The organism is Pseudomonas sp. GW823-FHT05G12, assembly GCF_058795575.1.
This window is the reverse complement of record NZ_CM179501.1, coordinates 2,140,113-2,158,383: the sequence shown is the minus strand read 5'-3', so window position 1 is coordinate 2,158,383 and position 18,271 is coordinate 2,140,113. Positions and strand designations below refer to the sequence as shown.

Genomic DNA, 18,271 nt, shown 5'->3' with positions numbered 1-18,271 from the left:
GGGCGCGGGCTTTTTTGCTTTATCATGGCACCATTCCTTTGCATGAGTTAGCCATGAAATTCGCTATCGCGGTGTTCTCCCCGGCCCATGCGCCCTCTTCGCGACGCGCCCTGCGCTTCGCCGAGGCGGTGCTGGCCGGCGGGCATGAGATTGCCCGACTGTTCTTCTATCAGGACGGGGTGCACAGTGCCTCGGCCAACGTCGTCGCGCCCCAGGACGAACTGGACGTGGCTGGCCAGTGGCGCACCTTCATACAGACCCATCAGCTGGACGCCGTGGTGTGTATCGCCGCCGCCCTGCGCCGTGGCGTGCTCGACGAAGCCGAGGCCAACCGCTACCAGCGCCCGGCCGTGAACCTGCCCAAGCCCTGGGAACTGTCGGGGCTGGGCCAACTGCACGAGGCCGCGCAAGTGGCCGACCGCCTTGTCTGCTTCGGAGGCGACTGATATGGCCAAGTCCTTGTTGATCATCAGCCGTCAGGCACCGTGGAATGGCCCCTCTGCCCGCGAGGCGCTGGACATCGCCCTGGCTGGCGGCGCGTTCGACCTGCCGTTGGGCATGCTGTTCCTCGACGATGGTGTGTTCCAGCTCGCGCCAGACCAGCAACCCGCCGCCGTGCAACAGAAGAACCTGGCCGCCAACCTGCAGGCGTTGCCGATGTTCGGTGTCGAAGAACTGTTCGCCTGCAACCACAGCCTGACCCGTCGTGGCCTGGCAGCCCATACCCTGGCGCTGCCGGTGCAAGTGCTCGATGACGCAGCGCTGGCCGCGCTGATAGCCCGTTTCGACCAGGTGATAACGCTCTGATGAAGACCCTGCATGTAATTGCCCATTCCCCGTTTGGCGACGAGCGCCTGGCCAGTTGCCTGCGCCTGCTCGGTGCCGAAGATGCCCTGCTGCTGTGCGGCGATGCCGTGTATGCCCTGCGCAGCGGCAGCGAGCCGCATGGCCATCTGCAAGCCGCCGACCTGGCCCAGCGCCTGTTCGCCCTGGACGAGGATGTACAGGCCCGCGCGGTCGGCAACGACCTGGCAAAGGCCGTGGACTACGCCGGGTTCGTCGAACTGTCGCTGCAATACGACAAGGTCAACAGCTGGCTATGAATACGCTCACCGTTGGCGATCAGGTGATCGCCCTGGACAAGGATGGCTTCCTGGTCGACCTGCAAGACTGGTCCCACGACGCCGCCGAGGCTTTGGCCAAGCGCGAGGGTATCCCGTTGACGGCGGACCACTGGGAAATCCTCGAACTGCTCCGTCAGTTCTACCAGGAATACCAGCTGTCTCCGGCCACCCGCCCGCTGATCAAGTACACGGCCCTCAAGCTGGGCCCTGAAAAGGGCAACAGCCCGCACCTTAACCGCCTGTTCAACGGCACCCCCGCCAAACTTGCCGCCAAGCTGGCGGGCCTGCCCAAGCCGACCAACTGCATATGACCGAACCTCGTCCGCTCACTCTGGAAACCCCCGCCGAACACCCGTTCGCCGAATTCGTGCGCATTCTCGGCAAAGGCAAGCGCGGCGCGCGTGGCCTGACCCGCGAGGAGGCCCGTGCAGCCATGACCCTGCTGCTGGAAGGCAAGGTCGAAGACACCCAGCTCGGTGCCTTCCTCATGCTGCTGCGGCACAAGGAAGAAAGCGCCGAAGAGCTGGCCGGCTTCACCGAGGCCTTGCGCGCCCACCTGCAGGCGCCACGCATCGCCGTTGACCTGGACTGGCCCACGTACGCTGGCAAGAAGCGTCACCTGCCCTGGTACCTGCTGGCGGCCAAGTGCCTGGCCAACAATGGCGTACGCATCCTGATGCACGGCGGCGGCGCACACACTGCCGGGCGTATGTACACAGAGCAACTCCTCGACCTGCTGCAGATTCCGCTGTGCCGCGACTGGGCCGCCGTCGGCAACGCGCTGGACCAGCATCAACTGGCATTCTTCCCACTGCACGACTGGGCGCCGCAGCTGCAACGCATGATCGACCTGCGCAATACCCTGGGCCTGCGCTCGCCCATCCACTCGCTGGCTCGGGTGCTCAACCCGCTGGGCGCTCGCTGTGGATTGCAGAGCATCTTTCACCCCGGTTACCAGGCCGTGCACCGCGAAGCCAGCCGCTTGCTGGGCGACCATGCCGTGGTGATCAAGGGTGATGGCGGCGAAATCGAGGTCAATCCCGATGTCATCAGCCATCTCTACGGCACCACGGCGGGTGAGGCGTGGGATGAAGAGTGGCCAGCGCTGAGCGAACGCCGCCATGTCAAGCCGCCCAGCCTGCAGGCAGAGCACTTGCTGGCGTTCTGGCGTGGCGAAGTGGAAGACAGTTATGGCGAAAAGGCCCTGATCGCGACCATGGCCCTGGCCCTGCGTGGCCTGGGACAGCATCGCGAGCAGGCCTTCGTAACAGCGCAAGGCTATTGGGGTACTCGAAATAGATCGATCTAGCCGATAATAGAACCCCGATCTTTGCGCTATTTCTTCGAACGATTTGCCCTAGACTGGGCTCCAACGACAAACAACTTTGTTTCAGGAGCTCACCATGGGCCTATTGATCGACGGTCGCTGGCACGACCAGTGGTATGAAAACGGCAAGGACGGCACGTTCAAGCGTGAGAATGCCCAGCGCCGCAATCAGCTGCCCGCCCCCGAGGCCGGCCGCTACCACCTGTATGTGTCGCTGGCCTGCCCATGGGCCCACCGCACCCTGATCTTTCGCGCGCTGAAAGGCCTGGAGCCGTTGATCGACGTGTCGGTGGTCAGCTGGCTGATGCAGGACCATGGCTGGACCTTCGATCAGCAGCAAGGCTCCAGCGGGGACCACCTCGACGCCCTGCAGTACCTGCACCAGCGCTACACCCAGGATGACCCGCACTACACAGGGCGCGTGACGGTGCCTGTGCTGTGGGACAAGAAAGAGAAGCGCATCGTCAACAATGAGTCGGCAGAAATCATCCGCATATTCAACAGCGCGTTCAACGAGCTGACCGGCAATACCCTGGACCTCTACCCCACATCGCTGCGCCCGACCATCGAAGCACTGAACGAGCGCATCTACCCGGCGGTGAACAACGGCGTGTACCGCGCAGGCTTTGCCACCACGCAAGACGCTTACGAGGCTGCCTTTGACGATGTGTTCAACGAGCTGGATTACCTGGAAGCCTTGCTAGGCCGCAATCGCTACCTGGCGGGTGAGTACCTGACCGAGGCTGATGTACGCCTGTTCACTACACTGGTGCGCTTCGATGCCGTGTACCACGGGCACTTCAAGTGCAACCTGCGCCGCCTGAGCGACTACCACAACCTGTCGAACTGGCTGCGTGAGCTGTACCAGTGGCCCGGGGTGGCGGGTACGGTGAACATGGAGCATATCCAGAAGCACTATTACATGAGCCACAAGACCATCAACCCGAACGGGATCGTGCCTAAAGGGCCTTTGCAGGACTTTGGCTTGCCGCATGATCGAGAGCGGTTGGCGGGCAAAGGGATTTGGCAGGCTTGAGAAAGCCGGGGCTGCTTTGCAGCCCATCGCAACACAAGGCCGCTCTTACAAGGACCTTGCAATGCCTGGGGCATATGCGATGGGCCGCAAAGCGGCCCCAACGATTTCAGCTGTTCTGCGAACCTTCGAACCAGGCCAGCTTGTCACGCAACTGCACCACTTCCCCCACAATCACCAGGGTCGGCGCATGCACCTCATGCTGGGCCACCAGGTCTGGCAAGTCCGCCAAGGTGCCGGTGAACACGCGCTGATTACGCGTGGTCCCCTGCTGCACCAACGCCGCCGGGGTACTCGCGGCACGCCCGTGGCGAATCAGCTCGGCACAGATGGTCGGCAAGCCCACCAAGCCCATGTAGAACACCAAGGTCTGCGCCGGCGCCACCAGGTCATTCCATGGCAGGTTGCTGGTGCCATCCTTGAGGTGCCCGGTGACGAAACGCACCGACTGGGCATAGTCGCGGTGAGTCAGCGGAATGCCGCCATACGCCGAGCAGCCGCTGGCTGCGGTAATGCCCGGCACCACCTGGAACGGAATGCCATGCTCGGCCAGCTCTTCGATCTCTTCGCCACCCCGGCCGAAGATGAACGGGTCGCCACCCTTCAGGCGCAGCACCCGCTTGCCCTGCCGAGCCAGATCGACCAACAGGCGGTTGATCTGGTCCTGCGGCACTGAATGATCAGCGCGGCGCTTGCCTACGTAGATACGCTCGGCATCACGGCGACACATATCGATGATGGCGGGTGCAACCAGGCGGTCGTACAGCACCACGTCGGCCTGCTGCATCAGGCGCAACGCACGGAAGGTCAACAAGTCCGGATCACCCGGGCCTGCACCAACCAAGTACACCTCACCACCCTGCTGCACCGGTGCGCCATCCACCATCGCCTGCAACAGACGTTCGGCTTCAGCACCCTGCCCGGCCAGCTGGCGCTCGGCGATCGGCCCCTGGAACACGGTTTCCCAGAAGCCGCGACGCTGGTTGACGTCCGGGTACAGGGATTTGACCTTGTGCCGGAAGCGTGCAGCCAGCCCGGCCAGCTCACCGTAGGCCGAAGGGATCCACGCCTCGAGCTTGGCTCGAATCAGGCGTGCCAGTACCGGGGCGTCACCGCCGCTGGAAACAGCGATTACCAGCGGCGAACGGTCCACGATCGCCGGGAAGATCACCGTACACAGGGCCGGCGCATCCACCACATTGACCGGCAGGCTAAGGGCCTGCGCATCGGCCGACACCTGGGCATTCAGCCCAGGGTCGTCAGTCGCCGCGATCACCAGCCGGCAACCGATCAGGTCGGCTGCCTGATAGCCACGCACCAGCACCTCACCGCCACCTTCCCGGGCCAACGCCGCCAACTGGCCGTCGACGTCCGGCGCCACCACGCGCAGCACGCCGCCGGCATCGGCCAGCAGGCGCGCCTTGCGCAAGGCGATCTCACCGCCACCGACGACCAGCACGCGGCCGCCCTGCAGCTTGTGGAACAGCGGCAGGTAATCCATTTAGCGGATGACCTCGACGCCGCCCATGTACGGCTTCAGCACTTCCGGCACCAGGATCGAACCGTCGGCCTGCTGGTAGTTTTCCAGCACAGCAACCAGGGTACGGCCTACGGCCAGACCAGAGCCGTTGAGCGTGTGCACCAGCTCTGGCTTGCCGGTTTCCGGGTTGCGCCAGCGAGCCTGCATGCGGCGCGCCTGGAAGTCACCACAGTTGGAGCAAGAGCTGATTTCGCGGTACTTGTCCTGGCTCGGCACCCACACTTCCAGATCGTAGGTTTTCACCGCACCAAAGCCCATGTCGCCAGTGCACAGGGCCAGCACGCGGTATGGCAGCTCCAGCAGCTGCAGCACGCGCTCGGCATTGGCAGTCAGGCCTTCCAGGGCTTCCATCGACTTGGACGGCTCTACCACCTGCACCATCTCGACTTTGTCGAACTGATGCTGGCGGATCATGCCGCGGGTGTCACGGCCGGAAGCGCCGGCTTCGCTGCGGAAGCAAGGGGTATGGGCAACCAGTTTCAGCGGCAGCTGCTTGGCGTCGAGGATTTCACCTGCCACCAGGTTGGTCAGCGACACTTCGGCGGTCGGGATCAGGTAGAAGTCAGCCTCGCCATCGCGGGTGATCTTGAACAGGTCTTCCTCGAACTTCGGCAACTGGCCAGTGCCCTGCAGCGCCGGCGCCTGCACCATGTACGGGGTGTAGTGTTCCTCGTAGCCATGCTCGCCGGTGTGCAGGTTGATCATGAACTGCGCCAGGGCGCGGTGCAGGCGGGCAACCGGACCACGCAGCACAGCAAAACGGGCGCCGGACAGCTTGGCAGCCGCTTCGAAGTCCAGGCCACCGCTGATTTCACCGAGGGCCACATGGTCCTTGATTTCGAAGTCGAACGCCTTCGGCGTGCCCCAACGGCGCACTTCGACGTTGTCGTCCTCGCTGGCACCGACCGGTACGCTGGCGTCCGGCAGGTTGGGAATGGTCAGCAGGATGCCATCCAGCTCGGCCTGAATAGCGTCCAGCTCAGCCTTGCCGGCAGCCAGTTCGTTGGCCATGCGCTCGACGTCAGCCATCAGCGGGGCGATGTCTTCGCCCTTGGCCTTGGCCTGGCCGATGGACTTGGAACGGGCGTTACGCTCAGCCTGCAGTTGTTCGGTGCGGGTCTGCACCGCCTTGCGGCGCTCTTCCAGTGATTCGATGCGCGCGACATCCAGGCTGAAGCCACGGGAGGCCAGGCGGTCCGCCACTTCCTGAAGTTGGCCGCGTAACAGTTTGGAATCGAGCATATCGTTCTCTCGTTATATGTAGGTGTTGGTTCAGAATCGGGTCAGGGACAGGCCAGCCCAGGTTGCGAGCAGCCCGCCCACCACGCTGATACTGGTATAGCCCAAGGCAAGGGGCACTTGCCCGCTTTCCATCAGGCGCACGGTATCGAGCGAGAAGGAGGAAAAGGTCGTCAGGCCACCGAGAAAGCCGACAATCAGGCCGGCGCGCAATTCGACCGGCGCCAGCGGCTTGTGCAAGAACAAGCCATAGAGCAAGCCGATCAGCAGGCAGCCAACCAGGTTGACCGCCAGCGTACCGGCATAGAAGTGTCGTGGCCAGTGGGCCGCCACCCAGTTGGTGGTAGCGAAGCGCAACAAGGTACCAGCAATACCACCGGCGCTGACCGCGGCGATGAGTGCAATCATGGTTTTCTCCGCTGGCGGGGGCTGTTGCGGTCGAGGTCAGCCAGGTGGCGCAGCTTCTCGCCAATTTTCAGTTCCAGGCCACGGGGCACCGGCTGATAGTACTGGCGCGGCTCCAGTTCATCGGGGAAGTAATCCTCTCCGGCGGCGTAGGCGTCGGGTTCATCATGGGCATAGCGGTACTCGTCGCCATAGCCCAACTGCTTCATCAGCTTGGTCGGGGCATTGCGCAGGTGCAACGGCACCTCCAGCGAACCGTGCTCGGCCGCTTCACGCAGGGCGGTCTTGAAACCCACGTACACCGCGTTGCTCTTGGGTGCGCAGGCCAGGTAGGTGATGGCCTGGGCCACCGCCAACTCGCCCTCGGGGCTGCCAAGGCGCTCCTGCACATCCCAGGCAGCCAGGCACAGGCTAAGCGCACGCGGGTCGGCATTGCCGATGTCCTCGCTGGCCATGCGCACCACTCGGCGGGCGATGTAAAGCGGGTCACAGCCGCCGTCGAGCATGCGTGCAAACCAGTACAGGGCGCCATCGGGATTGGAGCCACGCACCGACTTGTGCAGCGCGGATATCTGGTCGTAAAACGCCTCGCCGCCTTTGTCGAAGCGGCGGCGACTGTCACCCAGCAGGCTCTGTAGCATCTCGACGTCGATCTCGCTGCCGTCTTCAGCCAGGTCCGAGGCGTTCTCGAGGAAGTTGAGCATGCGCCGGCCATCGCCGTCGGCAGCGGCCATCAGCATCTTGAAGGCGTCGTCGCCCACCCGCAGGTTGCGCTTGCCCAGGCCACGCTCTTCCGTCAGCGCACGGTTGACCAGCTTGCGCAGGGCGGCTTCGTCCAGGCTCTTGAGCACATACACCCGCGCCCGTGACAGCAGCGCGTTGTTCAGCTCGAACGACGGGTTTTCGGTGGTGGCACCGATGAACAGCAGGGTGCCGTCCTCGACATAGGGCAAAAAGGCGTCCTGCTGCGACTTGTTGAAGCGGTGCACCTCGTCAACGAACAGGATGGTTCGACGGCCATATTGGCCAGCCTGCTGTTTGGCCACCTCCACAGCCTGGCGGATCTCTTTCACCCCGGCCAGCACCGCCGACACCGTTTCGAAGTGCGCATCGCAGAACTGCGCCAGCAACCGCGCCAGCGTGGTCTTGCCGACCCCGGGCGGCCCCCAGAAGATCATCGAGTGCAGCGCACCTTGTTCCAGCGCTTCGCGCAGCGGTTTACCGCGCGCCAGCAGGTGCTCCTGGCCGACGTACTCATCCAGGCTGGACGGGCGCAGACGGGCGGCCAGGGGCTGGGCGACGGGTTCGCTTCGAAACAGGTCCATGGCGAGCTCTGGTTACTCCTTGATCACGTCCGCGCCCTTGGGGATGTCGAACTTGAACTTGCTGTCCGGCACCGCCTGGTTGGCCTTGACGCCATTGAACAGGATGTTGGTGCGCTGGCCGACGCTGTCGACCAGCTGCATGTCATTGATCAGGCCTTTGCGGAACGACACGCGCAGCGAGTCGAACAGGGTGTCCTTGGTCTTTGGCTTGAGGGTGAAGTCCATTACTTCGCCCTGCTCCTTGGACGCAATATCAAAGCTCTGGCTGATCTTCGACACGTCACCGGACAGCAACAAGGCCGGGGTCTGGTTCAGGCGCACGTCGAGCTTCTTGATGGTGGCCTGTTCCAGGTCCGGGTCCCACAGGGTGACGTTCTTGCCGTCCGACACCACCACCTGCTCCTGCGGTGCATCGGTGTGCCAGTAGAACAGGCCCGGGCGCTTGACCGTCATCTTGCCCGAGGTTTCCTGCAGGCTGGTGCCATCGGCGCCCAGGGTCAGCTGGGAGAAGTTGGCCTCGATGGTCTGCGACTTTTCCAGCAACTGGGTCAGGCGTTGTACGTCTTGCTCACCGGCATAAGCAGTAACCGAGCCCAGGGTAAGGGCAGAAACCAACAGCATGCGAATCGCGCGCATGGGAATCCTCATTGAGCGTTGAAAAGGCCTGGCGCCACCGTTGGTGCCAGGCAGGGTGTTCATCAGTCGCGCGGGCCGCCCGGGGCTATCACTTCCCGCGAGCCGTTGCTGTTCATCGGGGTGACAACGCCGGCCATCTCCATCGACTCGATCATGCGCGCGGCACGGTTGTAGCCGATCTTCAGCTTGCGTTGCACGGCAGAAATGGAGGCACGACGGCTCTCGAGCACGAATTGCACCGCCTCATCATACAGGGCGTCGGTTTCGGCATCGTCACCCTCGCCACCGCCGCCGCCGCCGTCAAAGCCGCTACCGGCCTCTTCGACGCCGTTGAGGATGTCGTCGTTGTAGTCCGGGGCGCCACGCAGCTTCCACGCCTCGACCGTGCGGTGCACTTCGTCGTCAGACACGAATGCGCCGTGCACCCGGATCGGCAGGCTGGTGCCCGGCGGCATGTACAGCATGTCGCCATGGCCCAGCAACTGCTCGGCACCACCTTGGTCGATGATGGTACGCGAGTCGATCTTGCTCGACACCTGGAACGCCATACGGGTCGGGATGTTGGCCTTGATCAGGCCGGTGATCACGTCCACCGACGGGCGCTGGGTGGCGAGGATCAGGTGAATACCGGCCGCCCGTGCCTTCTGCGCGATACGGGCGATCAGCTCTTCGACCTTCTTGCCGACGATCATCATCATGTCGGCGAATTCGTCCACCACCACCACGATGGTCGGCAGGGTTTTCAGCGCAGGCGGCTCATCGTCCATGCTCTCACGGCGATACAGCGGGTCATGGATGATTTCGCCAGCTTCCTGGGCGTCCTTGATCTTGCGGTTGAAACCGGCCAGGTTACGCACGCCCATGGCCGCCATCAGTTTGTAGCGCCGCTCCATTTCGGCCACGCTCCAGCGCAGGGCGTTGGCGGCGTCCTTCATGTCGGTGACCACCGGGCACAGCAGGTGCGGGATGCCTTCGTAGATCGACAGTTCAAGCATTTTCGGGTCGATCATGATCAGCCGCGCGTCTTCCGGACTGGACTTGAACAGGATCGACAAAATCATCGCGTTCACACCCACCGACTTACCGGAGCCGGTTGTACCGGCCACCAACAGGTGCGGCATCTTGGCCAGGTCGGTGATCACCGGCTTGCCGCCAATGTCGTGGCCCAGCGCCAGCGTGACGGGCGATTTCTGCTCGTCGTACTGCGGCGTGGCCAGCACTTCGGAGAAGCGCACCATCTGGCGGTTTTCGTTGGGTATCTCGATACCTACCGTGGTCTTGCCAGGGATGACCTCGACCACTCGCACACTGGTCACGGCCAGCGAACGCGCCAGGTCCTTGGCCAGGTTGGCGATGCGGCTGACCTTCACACCGGCGGCCGGCTGGATTTCATAACGGGTAATCACCGGGCCGGGGTGGATCGAATCCACCGCCACTTCCACACCGAATTCCTTGAGCTTGATTTCCAGCAGCTGACCGACGCCGGCCAGGGATTCTGGCGAATACTCGATCTTTTTCTGTTCGGCCGGGTCGAGGATGGAAATCGAGGGCAAGGTGCCTTCCACGGCGCTGTCGACGAACAGCGGCGCCTGCTTTTCCTTCATCGCCCGCTTGCTCGGCTCCGGCGCTCTGCTGGCGGCTGACGGCGGCACAATGGTGGGCGCTGCGTGCTGCTGGCGGGGCACCACGGTTTCGCGCGGCGCCAATGCCTCAGGCGCCGTTTCACGTGGCGGCACAATCGGTTCGCGTGCAAGGGTTGGCTCACGCGGCTCGACCGGCTGAGCGGGTGGCTCTTCACGCTTGAGGATGCGCTCGCGCAGTGACGGCTTGGCCGGCTCGCGCTTCTCGGCAGCCATCGGCGCGGCCTTGAACACCGGTTCGTCCTCGCGCAACTGTGCCTCGAGGCGCTTGCGCTCGTTGCGCGCTTCCCACCAGCGGGTGGCAGCCCCTTGCACCAGTTCGAACAGGTCGAGGGTGATCTTGCCGGTCAGGTCCATCACCTTGAACCACGACAGGTCGGTGAAGACGGTCAGGCCGAACAGGAACAGGGCAATGAACATCAGCGTGCTGCCCTGCACGTTCAGCAGGTTGCGCGCCAGGTCGCCCAGGCTTTCGCCCAGTGCACCACCGGCAGAGAACGGCAGGCTGGCGGGCGGGTGGAAGTGGATATGCGCAAGCGCCGCCCCCGACAGCACCAGGAACACCAGGCCAATCAGCCGCCAGGAGAACAGCCAGCCGCTCCAGTCCCATGGCTGGTGGCGTTCGCGGAAAATCTGCCAGGTCTTGACCGCCAGCAGCAGCGGAAAAATATAGGCGAAGTAACCCAGCACCATGAACAGGATGTCGGCGAAATAGGCACCGGCACGCCCGGCCGCATTCTGCACCTGGTCGACGTTGCTGGTGTGGCTGAAGCCCGGGTCCGACGTATCGTAGGTCAGCAGCGCCATCCACAGGTACAGGCACAGCGCGCCGACAGCGATCAACGCACCTTCCTTGAGGCGATAATGCAGCTGCTGCCGCCACAGTGGCACAGGCAATGGAGCTGGAGTTGCGGTGGATTTCTTCAAAACGCGTCTATTCCTGCGCGTGGTGCGCGTCCAATAGTGATCGGCCGCTGCGCGACCAACGAACCACTACTTTTAACATTACTGCCCGCCAGCCGCCATGGCGGCACGCCGTATGGGGGTTTGGCCGGGGGCGAATTCATATAGCTGCAATTTGAGCATGCATTTTCTTTCGTGACAAAGGCTTATGCTGTGTTTTTGCACAGGTGTGACAGCAAATGTAGCGGATGGTGCCTGCGGTTTGATGAATGTGTAGGAAATTGCCCTGAATTGCCGCAAAACTGCCTCACTTCCCTGTAGGGGTAGCCTTGTGCAGGTTACCGCGCTGGCTTTGAGACCCCCAAAGAGATTGACCCCGCTTTTCACCCAAGCCATGCTGCCCTCTCCCCTCCCCCACCGCACGATAGACCATGCTCACCTGGCTGACCCGCGACTCGCTTACCTTCCCGCCCCTGGAAAAGGCGCTGCACGACCCCAACGGCCTACTGGCCGCCGGCGGCGACCTGAGCCCCGAGCGCCTGGTGCAGGCGTATCGCCATGGCTGCTTCCCGTGGTACCAGGACGGCCAACCGATCCTGTGGTGGTCACCCGACCCGCGCACGGTGTTGTTGCCTGACCAGTTGCATGTGTCACGCTCGCTGGCCAAGCTGATGCGCCAAGGCCGCTACCAGGTCAGCTTCGACACCGACTTCCCGGCCGTGATCGCCGCCTGCGCCGCGCCTCGCGACTACGCTAACGGCACCTGGATCACCGACACCATGCGCAACGCCTACTGCGAGCTGCACCGCCGTGGCATCGCTCATTCGGTCGAAGTTCGCCAGGACGGCGAACTGGTCGGGGGCCTGTACGGCCTGGCCATGGGCCAGCTGTTCTTTGGCGAATCGATGTTCAGCCGCGCCGACAACGCCTCCAAGGTCGGTTTCGTGACCTTGGTCAACCACCTGCGAGACGCCGGCTTCGTGCTTATCGACTGCCAGATGCCGACCAACCACCTGCACAGCCTGGGCGCCCACGCCATCAGCCGTGCCGAGTTCGCCAGCTACCTGGCACGCCACCTTGACCAGCCCAACAGCGCTTCATGGGTTGCCTAGGCGAGTTCCCGTAGCTGGCTTACACTTAAAACAAAGTCTCACCGAAGGGGTTGATCATGACAGAGTTGGCGCGGTTGAAGTTCTATGCCACTCAGCCCCACTCCTGCAGCTACCTGCCGGAGGAGCAGGCGACCACGCTGTTCCTCGACCCCAGCCAGCCGATGGACGTGCACGTGTACGCCGATTTGTCGGAAATGGGCTTTCGCCGCAGTGGCGACCACCTGTACCGCCCACACTGCCAGAACTGCAACGCCTGCGTGCCGGCGCGCATCCCGGCGGCGCGCTTCATTCCCAACCGCCAGCAGCGTCGCATACTCAAACGTAACGCCGACCTGACCGTAACCGCAGCGCGCCCGGCGTTCAAGGAAGAGTACTTCGAGCTGTACCGGCGCTATATCGAAACCCGCCACGCCGATGGCGACATGTACCCGCCCAGCCGCGATCAGTTTTCCACCTTCCTGGTACGCGACCTGCCGTTCTGCTGGTTCTACGAGTTTCGCCTGGAAGGCCGGTTGATGGCGGTGGCAGTGTGCGACCTGCTGCCCAATGGCCTGTCGGCGGTGTACACCTTCTACGAGCCGGACGAGGAGCGCCGCAGCCTTGGCCGTTTCGCCATTCTCTGGCAGATCACCGAAGCGCTGCGCCAGAACCTGGAGGCGGTTTACCTGGGCTACTGGATCAAGAACTGCAAGAAGATGAACTACAAGACGCAGTACCGACCTATCGAGCTGCTGATAAACCAGCGCTGGGTCACCCTCAACTGAAAGCATTGGCTTGACACGCAGTTTTCCGGCATAATCCACGCCACTTTTTTGCCCGGTGCGGATATGCGTCGGGCTAACATTGGATCCGAGGGCTCAACTGCATGTCGAAAGAAGACAGCTTCGAAATGGAAGGTACTGTCGTCGACACCCTGCCCAACACCATGTTCCGCGTGGAGTTGGAAAACGGGCACGTCGTAACCGCGCACATCTCCGGAAAGATGCGCAAGAACTACATCCGCATTCTCACTGGCGACAAGGTCCGCGTCGAGCTGACGCCGTACGACCTGAGCAAGGGCCGCATCACCTACCGTGCGCGCTAAGCTCAAGCCATGAAAAAGCCCGGCCAGGTGCCGGGCTTTTTTGTGCCTCAAGAAACTGCAAGGGGCTGCAAGGCAGCCCCTGCACATCACGCGACCTCAGCCGTGGTTTCGAAGTCGAACACCAGTTCGCCATCGCGCAGGTCGACATGCACCACGCCACCATGCTCGGCCAGCTCGCCAAACAGGATCTCCTCGGCCAGCGGCCGCTTGATCTTGTCCTGGATCAGCCGCGCCATTGGCCGCGCGCCCATCTGCACGTCATAGCCCGAAACCGCCAGCCAACCGCGTGCTTCATCGCTGACTTCCAGCAGCACACGCTTGTCTTCCAGCTGCGCCTGCAATTCGATAAGGAACTTGTCGACGATGCTTTTGATCGTCTCCGTGCTCAGGCGGCCAAACTGGATGATGGTATCCAGACGGTTGCGGAACTCTGGCGTGAAGCTCTTGCGGATCACTTCCATGGCATCGGACGCGTGGTCCTGATGAGTAAAGCCGATCGACGCCCGCGCCGCAGTTTCTGCACCGGCGTTGGTGGTCATGATCAGGATCACGTTACGGAAGTCGGCCTTGCGCCCGTTGTTGTCGGTCAGGGTACCGTGGTCCATCACCTGCAGCAGCAGATTGAAGACTTCCGGGTGGGCCTTCTCGATTTCGTCGAGCAACAATACGCAGTGCGGCTGTTTGGTGATCGCCTCGGTCAACAAGCCACCCTGGTCGAAACCGACATAACCCGGCGGCGCACCAATCAAACGCGAGACGGTGTGGCGCTCCATGTACTCAGACATGTCGAAACGCACCAACTCCACACCCAGCGCCTTGGCCAATTGCCGCGCCGCTTCGGTCTTGCCGACGCCGGTAGGGCCGGCGAACAGGAACGAACCAACCGGCTTGTCTGGCGACTTGAGGCCGGCACGGGACAACTTGATCGCGGTGGCCAGCGAGTCGATTGCCTGGTCCTGGCCAAACACGGTCAGTTTCAGGTCGCGCTCAAGGTTGCGCAGCAGCTCCTTGTCGGAACTGGTGACGTGCTTCGGCGGAATTCGCGCAATCTTGGCGACGATATCCTCCACTTGCGGCACATCAATGCGTTTGACGCGACTGGCCTCTGGCTGCAGGCGCTGGTAGGCGCCTGCCTCGTCGATCACATCGATGGCCTTGTCAGGCATGTGCCGGTCATTGATGTAGCGCGAAGCCAGTTCGGCGGCGGCGCGCAGGGCTTCGTCGCTGTACTCGATGTTGTGGTGGCTTTCGAAACGCCCTTTCAGGCCGCGCAGAATGCCCACGGTATCTTCGACCGATGGCTCGCTGACATCCACCTTCTGGAAGCGACGCGCCAGCGCACGATCCTTCTCGAAGATGCCGCGAAACTCCTGGAACGTGGTCGAACCGATGCAGCGGATTTCACCCGACGACAGCAGCGGCTTGAGCAGGTTGGAGGCATCCATCACCCCGCCCGACGCCGCACCGGCGCCGATGATGGTGTGAATTTCGTCGATGAACAGGATGGCCTGCGGACGCTTGCGCAGCTCACCGAGCAGCGCCTTGAAGCGCTTCTCGAAGTCACCACGGTATTTGGTACCAGCCAGCAAGGCGCCCAGGTCGAGGGAATACACCACGCTCTGCGCCAGCAGGTCAGGCACCTGACCATCGACGATGCGCTTGGCCAAGCCTTCGGCGATGGCCGTCTTGCCCACGCCTGCCTCACCCACCAACAGCGGGTTGTTCTTGCGCCGACGGGCCAGGATTTGCGCCACGCGCTCCACTTCCTGCTCGCGACCTACCAACGGATCGATACGGCCGGCACGGGCCAGCTCGTTCAGGTTGCTGGCGTAGGCGTCCAGCGGGTTGCTCGAAGAGGAGGTTTCACCGCCCTCTTCGTCCTGCATGTCCTGGTCGCTTTCAGATTGCGCACCATGCCCTGGCACCTTGGAGATGCCATGGGCGATGTAGTTGACCACGTCGATACGGGCCACGCTCTGCTGCTTGAGCAGGAACACGGCCTGGCTTTCCTGTTCGCTGAAGATCGCCACCAGCACGTTGGCGCCGGTCACTTCGCGCTTGCCAGAGCTTTGCACGTGGAACACGGCACGCTGCAGCACGCGCTGGAAGCCCAGGGTCGGCTGGGTTTCACGGTCTTCGTCGTTGACAGGGATCAACGGCGTGGTGGAGTCGATGAACTCTTGCAGGTCATGCTTGAGCTTGTCGAGATTGGCGCCACAGGCGCGCAGAACGGTCGCGGCAGCCTCATTGTCAAGGAGTGCCAGCAGCAGATGCTCGACGGTCATGAACTCATGACGCTTCGAACGGGCCTCCTTGAAGGCAAGATTGAGGGTGACTTCGAGCTCGCGGTTTAACATAGCTTCACCTCATACCCAAGTGGTCGGCGATTAACCGTCCTTCTCGATTTCACAGAGTAGCGGATGCTGGCTTTCCCTGGCGTATTGGTTGACCTGCATAGCCTTTGTTTCGGCGATGTCACGGGTAAACAATCCGCACACTGCCCGCCCCTCGGTATGGACGGTCAGCATGATCTTGGTCGCCAGCTCGCGGTTCAGACTGAAGAACGTCTCGAGCACTTCGACGACGAAATCCATTGGCGTGTAGTCATCGTTGAACAAAACCACCTTGTACATCGGTGGCGCCTGCAGGATCGGCTTGGCTTCCTGAACTGCAAGACCTGAGCCGTCGTCCTCATTCGATTGCGGGCGATCCTGATTGAATGTTAGTCGAATCTCACTAGGTGCATGCATGGAAAGAATTTCATCATGAGCGTCAGGTTAAGGTTTCGGGTTGACTGCACAGGCCACCGCCAGCGCAGGCGCCGCGTGACCTTGACTATCGGCAAAACGGTGTTACAACCAATAAGAACCCACCGTGGTCGATAAAGATCCGCGCAGTCAACCAGATTTTTCGCAAGGTTCGTATGCGGATGAAGTGGATGATACTCCAGTGATGGAGTCCTTTGCAGAGGGACATAGGGATGGCAAGCGGTAAAGTCAAGTGGTTCAACAATGCCAAGGGCTATGGATTCATCAATGAGGAAGGTAAATCCGATGACCTGTTCGCCCATTATTCCGCCATCCGAATGGACGGATACAAGACCCTGAAGGCTGGCCAGGCCGTGATATTCGACATCGTCCAGGGCCCCAAAGGCTTGCACGCCGTCGAAATCAAAGATGCCGCGGCCGCTGCAGCAGAGGCTGCCAGAACCCTGGGCGAGCCGCAAAGCGAAACTGCAAAAGCCTGACTGCCTGCGCTGTGCCGATAGACGAAAAAACCGGCCGCCTCTTTACAGGAGGCGACCGGTTTTCTGTTGCCTTACATGTGTTTGATCATTTCATCGCCAAAGCCTGAGCTGCTTACCAGCTTGGCCCCCTCCATCAGCCGCTCGAAATCGTAGGTCACGGTCTTGGCCGCAATGGCGCCATTGGTGCCCTTGATGATCAGGTCGGCGGCCTCGGTCCACCCCATGTGGCGCAGCATCATCTCGGCCGAGAGGATCACCGAGCCCGGGTTGACCTTGTCCTGCCCGGCATACTTGGGCGCCGTGCCGTGAGTGGCCTCGAACATGGCCACGGTGTCGGACAGGTTGGCGCCCGGGGCAATGCCGATACCACCCACTTCCGCCGCCAGGGCATCGGACAGGTAGTCACCGTTGAGGTTGAGGGTGGCGATCACGTCGTACTCGGCCGGGCGTAGCAGGATCTGCTGCAGCATGGCGTCGGCGATGGCGTCCTTGACGATGACCTCGCGACCGGTCTTGGGGTTCTTGAACTTCATCCAAGGGCCGCCATCGAGCAGTTCAGCGCCGAACTCGTCACGCGCCACCTCGTACCCCCAGTCCTTGAAGGCACCCTCGGTGAACTTCATGATGTTGCCCTTGTGCACCAGGGTCAGTGATTCGCGGTCGTTATCCACCACGTATTGCAGGGCCTTGCGCACCAGACGTTTGGTACCCTCCTTCGACACCGGCTTGACGCCGATACCGCAGTCCTGGTCGAAGCGGATCTTGGTGACCCCCATTTCCTCCTTGAGAAACTTGATCACCTTGTTCGCCTCAGGCGACCCGGCCTTCCACTCGATGCCGGCATAGATGTCTTCGGAGTTCTCGCGGAAGATCACCATGTCGACGTCGCCAGGCTTTTTCACCGGGCTCGGTACACCCTGGAACCACAGCACCGGCCGCAGGCACACATACAGGTCCAGTTGCTGGCGCAGGGCCACGTTGAGCGAGCGGATGCCGCCACCGACCGGGGTGGTCAGCGGGCCTTTGATCGATACCACGTAATCACGCACGGCATCGAGGGTTTCCTGCGGCAGCCAGGTATCCTGGTCATACACCTGGGTGGCTTTCTCGCCAGCGTACACCTCCATCCAGGCAATCTTGCGCTTGCCGCCGTAGGCCTTCTCCACGGCGGCATCAACCACCTTGATCATGACCGGCGAAACATCGACGCCGATCCCGTCGCCTTCGATGTAAGGAATGATCGGATGATCAGGCACGTTGAGCGAATGATCTGCATTGACGGTGATCTTGCTGCCGTCGGTCGGAACCTTGATTTTCTGGTATCCCATGCTTGCACTACTCCGCTGTCGGGTGTGGTTTGGACATCGTGCGATCCACTGAGCCTAAACCACATCTGCCGACCTGCAAGGCATGCGACAACCCGCCGCATTGCCGCTTAGTCTTTGGTCTTATAAATGGGCCGATATCACTTGGCCTTGCTGATTAGCCCAAATGGTTTGGTATACTCCGCCGCGACCGAAGGGTCATCGGGGCGAATCCCAGGAAAATGCGGACCGCCCTAGGCCATGAATGGCCATAAAGCCTGGGTTGTTACCGCAGCTCAGCACTTGACGCTCGACTGATGCATCCACCATCACCGCTCGCAGCCTCTCGACT

19 protein-coding genes are annotated in these 18,271 nt (G+C 62.2%); 10 read left to right on the top strand and 9 right to left on the bottom strand.

Features of this window, described 5'->3' with window-relative positions:
- The first annotated feature begins 53 nt into the window (after positions 1-53).
- From tusD to AC3RCM_RS09690, 6 genes are all read left to right on the top strand, one after another.
- The gene (tusD, locus tag AC3RCM_RS09715) at positions 54-446 is read left to right on the top strand and encodes a sulfurtransferase complex subunit TusD (RefSeq protein ID WP_003251188.1); all 393 of its coding nucleotides are present in this window, start codon (positions 54-56) and stop codon (positions 444-446) included.
- A 1-nt stretch (position 447) separates the two neighbouring features.
- Complete coding sequence (gene tusC / locus AC3RCM_RS09710; protein WP_064491924.1) at positions 448-807, top strand: sulfurtransferase complex subunit TusC; 360 nt, start codon at positions 448-450, stop codon at positions 805-807.
- Positions 807-1,103, top strand: coding sequence for a sulfurtransferase complex subunit TusB (gene tusB, locus AC3RCM_RS09705; RefSeq protein WP_064491925.1), 297 nt, complete (start codon positions 807-809; stop codon positions 1,101-1,103). The genes tusC and tusB overlap by 1 nt, the downstream gene beginning before the upstream one ends.
- Positions 1,100-1,435 (top strand): TusE/DsrC/DsvC family sulfur relay protein, encoded by a 336-nt coding sequence (locus tag AC3RCM_RS09700; protein ID WP_010954804.1) that lies wholly within the window; start codon positions 1,100-1,102, stop codon positions 1,433-1,435. Before tusB ends, AC3RCM_RS09700 begins: the two co-directional genes overlap by 4 nt.
- Entirely contained in the window at positions 1,432-2,433 is a 1,002-nt protein-coding gene (locus AC3RCM_RS09695; RefSeq protein WP_064491926.1) for a glycosyl transferase family protein, read from the top strand. The genes AC3RCM_RS09700 and AC3RCM_RS09695 overlap by 4 nt, the downstream gene beginning before the upstream one ends.
- A gap of 94 nt (positions 2,434-2,527) precedes the next feature.
- Positions 2,528-3,487 (top strand): glutathione S-transferase family protein, encoded by a 960-nt coding sequence (locus AC3RCM_RS09690; protein WP_198747835.1) that lies wholly within the window; start codon positions 2,528-2,530, stop codon positions 3,485-3,487.
- 106 nt (positions 3,488-3,593) lie between these two features.
- Here the strand turns inward: AC3RCM_RS09690 and cysG are convergent, their stop codons facing one another.
- The 6 genes from cysG to AC3RCM_RS09660 all read right to left on the bottom strand — a co-directional run bounded on the left by cysG (position 3,594) and on the right by AC3RCM_RS09660 (position 11,196).
- Complete coding sequence (cysG, locus tag AC3RCM_RS09685; RefSeq protein ID WP_064491927.1) at positions 3,594-4,985, bottom strand: siroheme synthase CysG; 1,392 nt, start codon at positions 4,983-4,985, stop codon at positions 3,594-3,596.
- The gene (serS, locus tag AC3RCM_RS09680) at positions 4,986-6,266 is read right to left on the bottom strand and encodes a serine--tRNA ligase (protein WP_020191942.1); all 1,281 of its coding nucleotides are present in this window, start codon (positions 6,264-6,266) and stop codon (positions 4,986-4,988) included.
- Positions 6,267-6,296: 30 nt separating this feature from the next.
- On the bottom strand, positions 6,297-6,671 hold the full coding sequence (gene crcB, locus AC3RCM_RS09675; protein ID WP_003251205.1) for a fluoride efflux transporter CrcB: 375 nt from the start codon (positions 6,669-6,671) through the stop codon (positions 6,297-6,299).
- Positions 6,668-7,993, bottom strand: coding sequence for a replication-associated recombination protein A (locus tag AC3RCM_RS09670; protein WP_010954809.1), 1,326 nt, complete (start codon positions 7,991-7,993; stop codon positions 6,668-6,670). Before AC3RCM_RS09670 ends, crcB begins: the two co-directional genes overlap by 4 nt.
- Before the next feature lie 12 nt (positions 7,994-8,005).
- Positions 8,006-8,629 (bottom strand): outer membrane lipoprotein periplasmic chaperone LolA, encoded by a 624-nt coding sequence (lolA, locus tag AC3RCM_RS09665; RefSeq protein WP_064491928.1) that lies wholly within the window; start codon positions 8,627-8,629, stop codon positions 8,006-8,008.
- Between the two features lie 62 nt (positions 8,630-8,691).
- On the bottom strand, positions 8,692-11,196 hold the full coding sequence (locus tag AC3RCM_RS09660; RefSeq protein WP_014590374.1) for a DNA translocase FtsK: 2,505 nt from the start codon (positions 11,194-11,196) through the stop codon (positions 8,692-8,694).
- A gap of 407 nt (positions 11,197-11,603) precedes the next feature.
- Between AC3RCM_RS09660 and aat the strand changes: the two genes are divergently transcribed.
- The 3 genes from aat (at position 11,604) to infA (ending at position 13,368) form a co-directional block, all read left to right on the top strand.
- Positions 11,604-12,284: a leucyl/phenylalanyl-tRNA--protein transferase gene (gene aat, locus AC3RCM_RS09655; RefSeq protein WP_234546822.1), complete on the top strand. Its 681-nt coding sequence runs from the start codon at positions 11,604-11,606 to the stop codon at positions 12,282-12,284.
- Between the two features lie 56 nt (positions 12,285-12,340).
- Positions 12,341-13,048: an arginyltransferase gene (locus AC3RCM_RS09650; protein WP_003251215.1), complete on the top strand. Its 708-nt coding sequence runs from the start codon at positions 12,341-12,343 to the stop codon at positions 13,046-13,048.
- A 101-nt stretch (positions 13,049-13,149) separates the two neighbouring features.
- Positions 13,150-13,368 (top strand): translation initiation factor IF-1, encoded by a 219-nt coding sequence (gene infA / locus AC3RCM_RS09645; RefSeq protein WP_002553999.1) that lies wholly within the window; start codon positions 13,150-13,152, stop codon positions 13,366-13,368.
- Positions 13,369-13,454: 86 nt separating this feature from the next.
- Here the strand turns inward: infA and clpA are convergent, their stop codons facing one another.
- Positions 13,455-15,725 carry an ATP-dependent Clp protease ATP-binding subunit ClpA gene (gene clpA / locus AC3RCM_RS09640; protein ID WP_064491929.1) on the bottom strand — a complete coding sequence of 757 codons (2,271 nt, stop codon included), beginning with the start codon at positions 15,723-15,725 and terminating at the stop codon, positions 13,455-13,457.
- Between the two features lie 30 nt (positions 15,726-15,755).
- A complete protein-coding gene (gene clpS / locus AC3RCM_RS09635; RefSeq protein WP_003251220.1) occupies positions 15,756-16,118 on the bottom strand; it encodes an ATP-dependent Clp protease adapter ClpS in 363 nt (120 codons plus the stop codon).
- A 230-nt stretch (positions 16,119-16,348) separates the two neighbouring features.
- Here clpS and cspD point away from each other — a divergent pair, with 230 nt between their 5' ends.
- The gene (cspD, locus tag AC3RCM_RS09630) at positions 16,349-16,615 is read left to right on the top strand and encodes a cold shock domain-containing protein CspD (RefSeq protein WP_014590372.1); all 267 of its coding nucleotides are present in this window, start codon (positions 16,349-16,351) and stop codon (positions 16,613-16,615) included.
- A gap of 71 nt (positions 16,616-16,686) precedes the next feature.
- Here the strand turns inward: cspD and icd are convergent, their stop codons facing one another.
- On the bottom strand, positions 16,687-17,943 hold the full coding sequence (gene icd / locus AC3RCM_RS09625) for an NADP-dependent isocitrate dehydrogenase (protein WP_014755963.1): 1,257 nt from the start codon (positions 17,941-17,943) through the stop codon (positions 16,687-16,689).
- Positions 17,944-18,271: the final 328 nt, after the last annotated feature.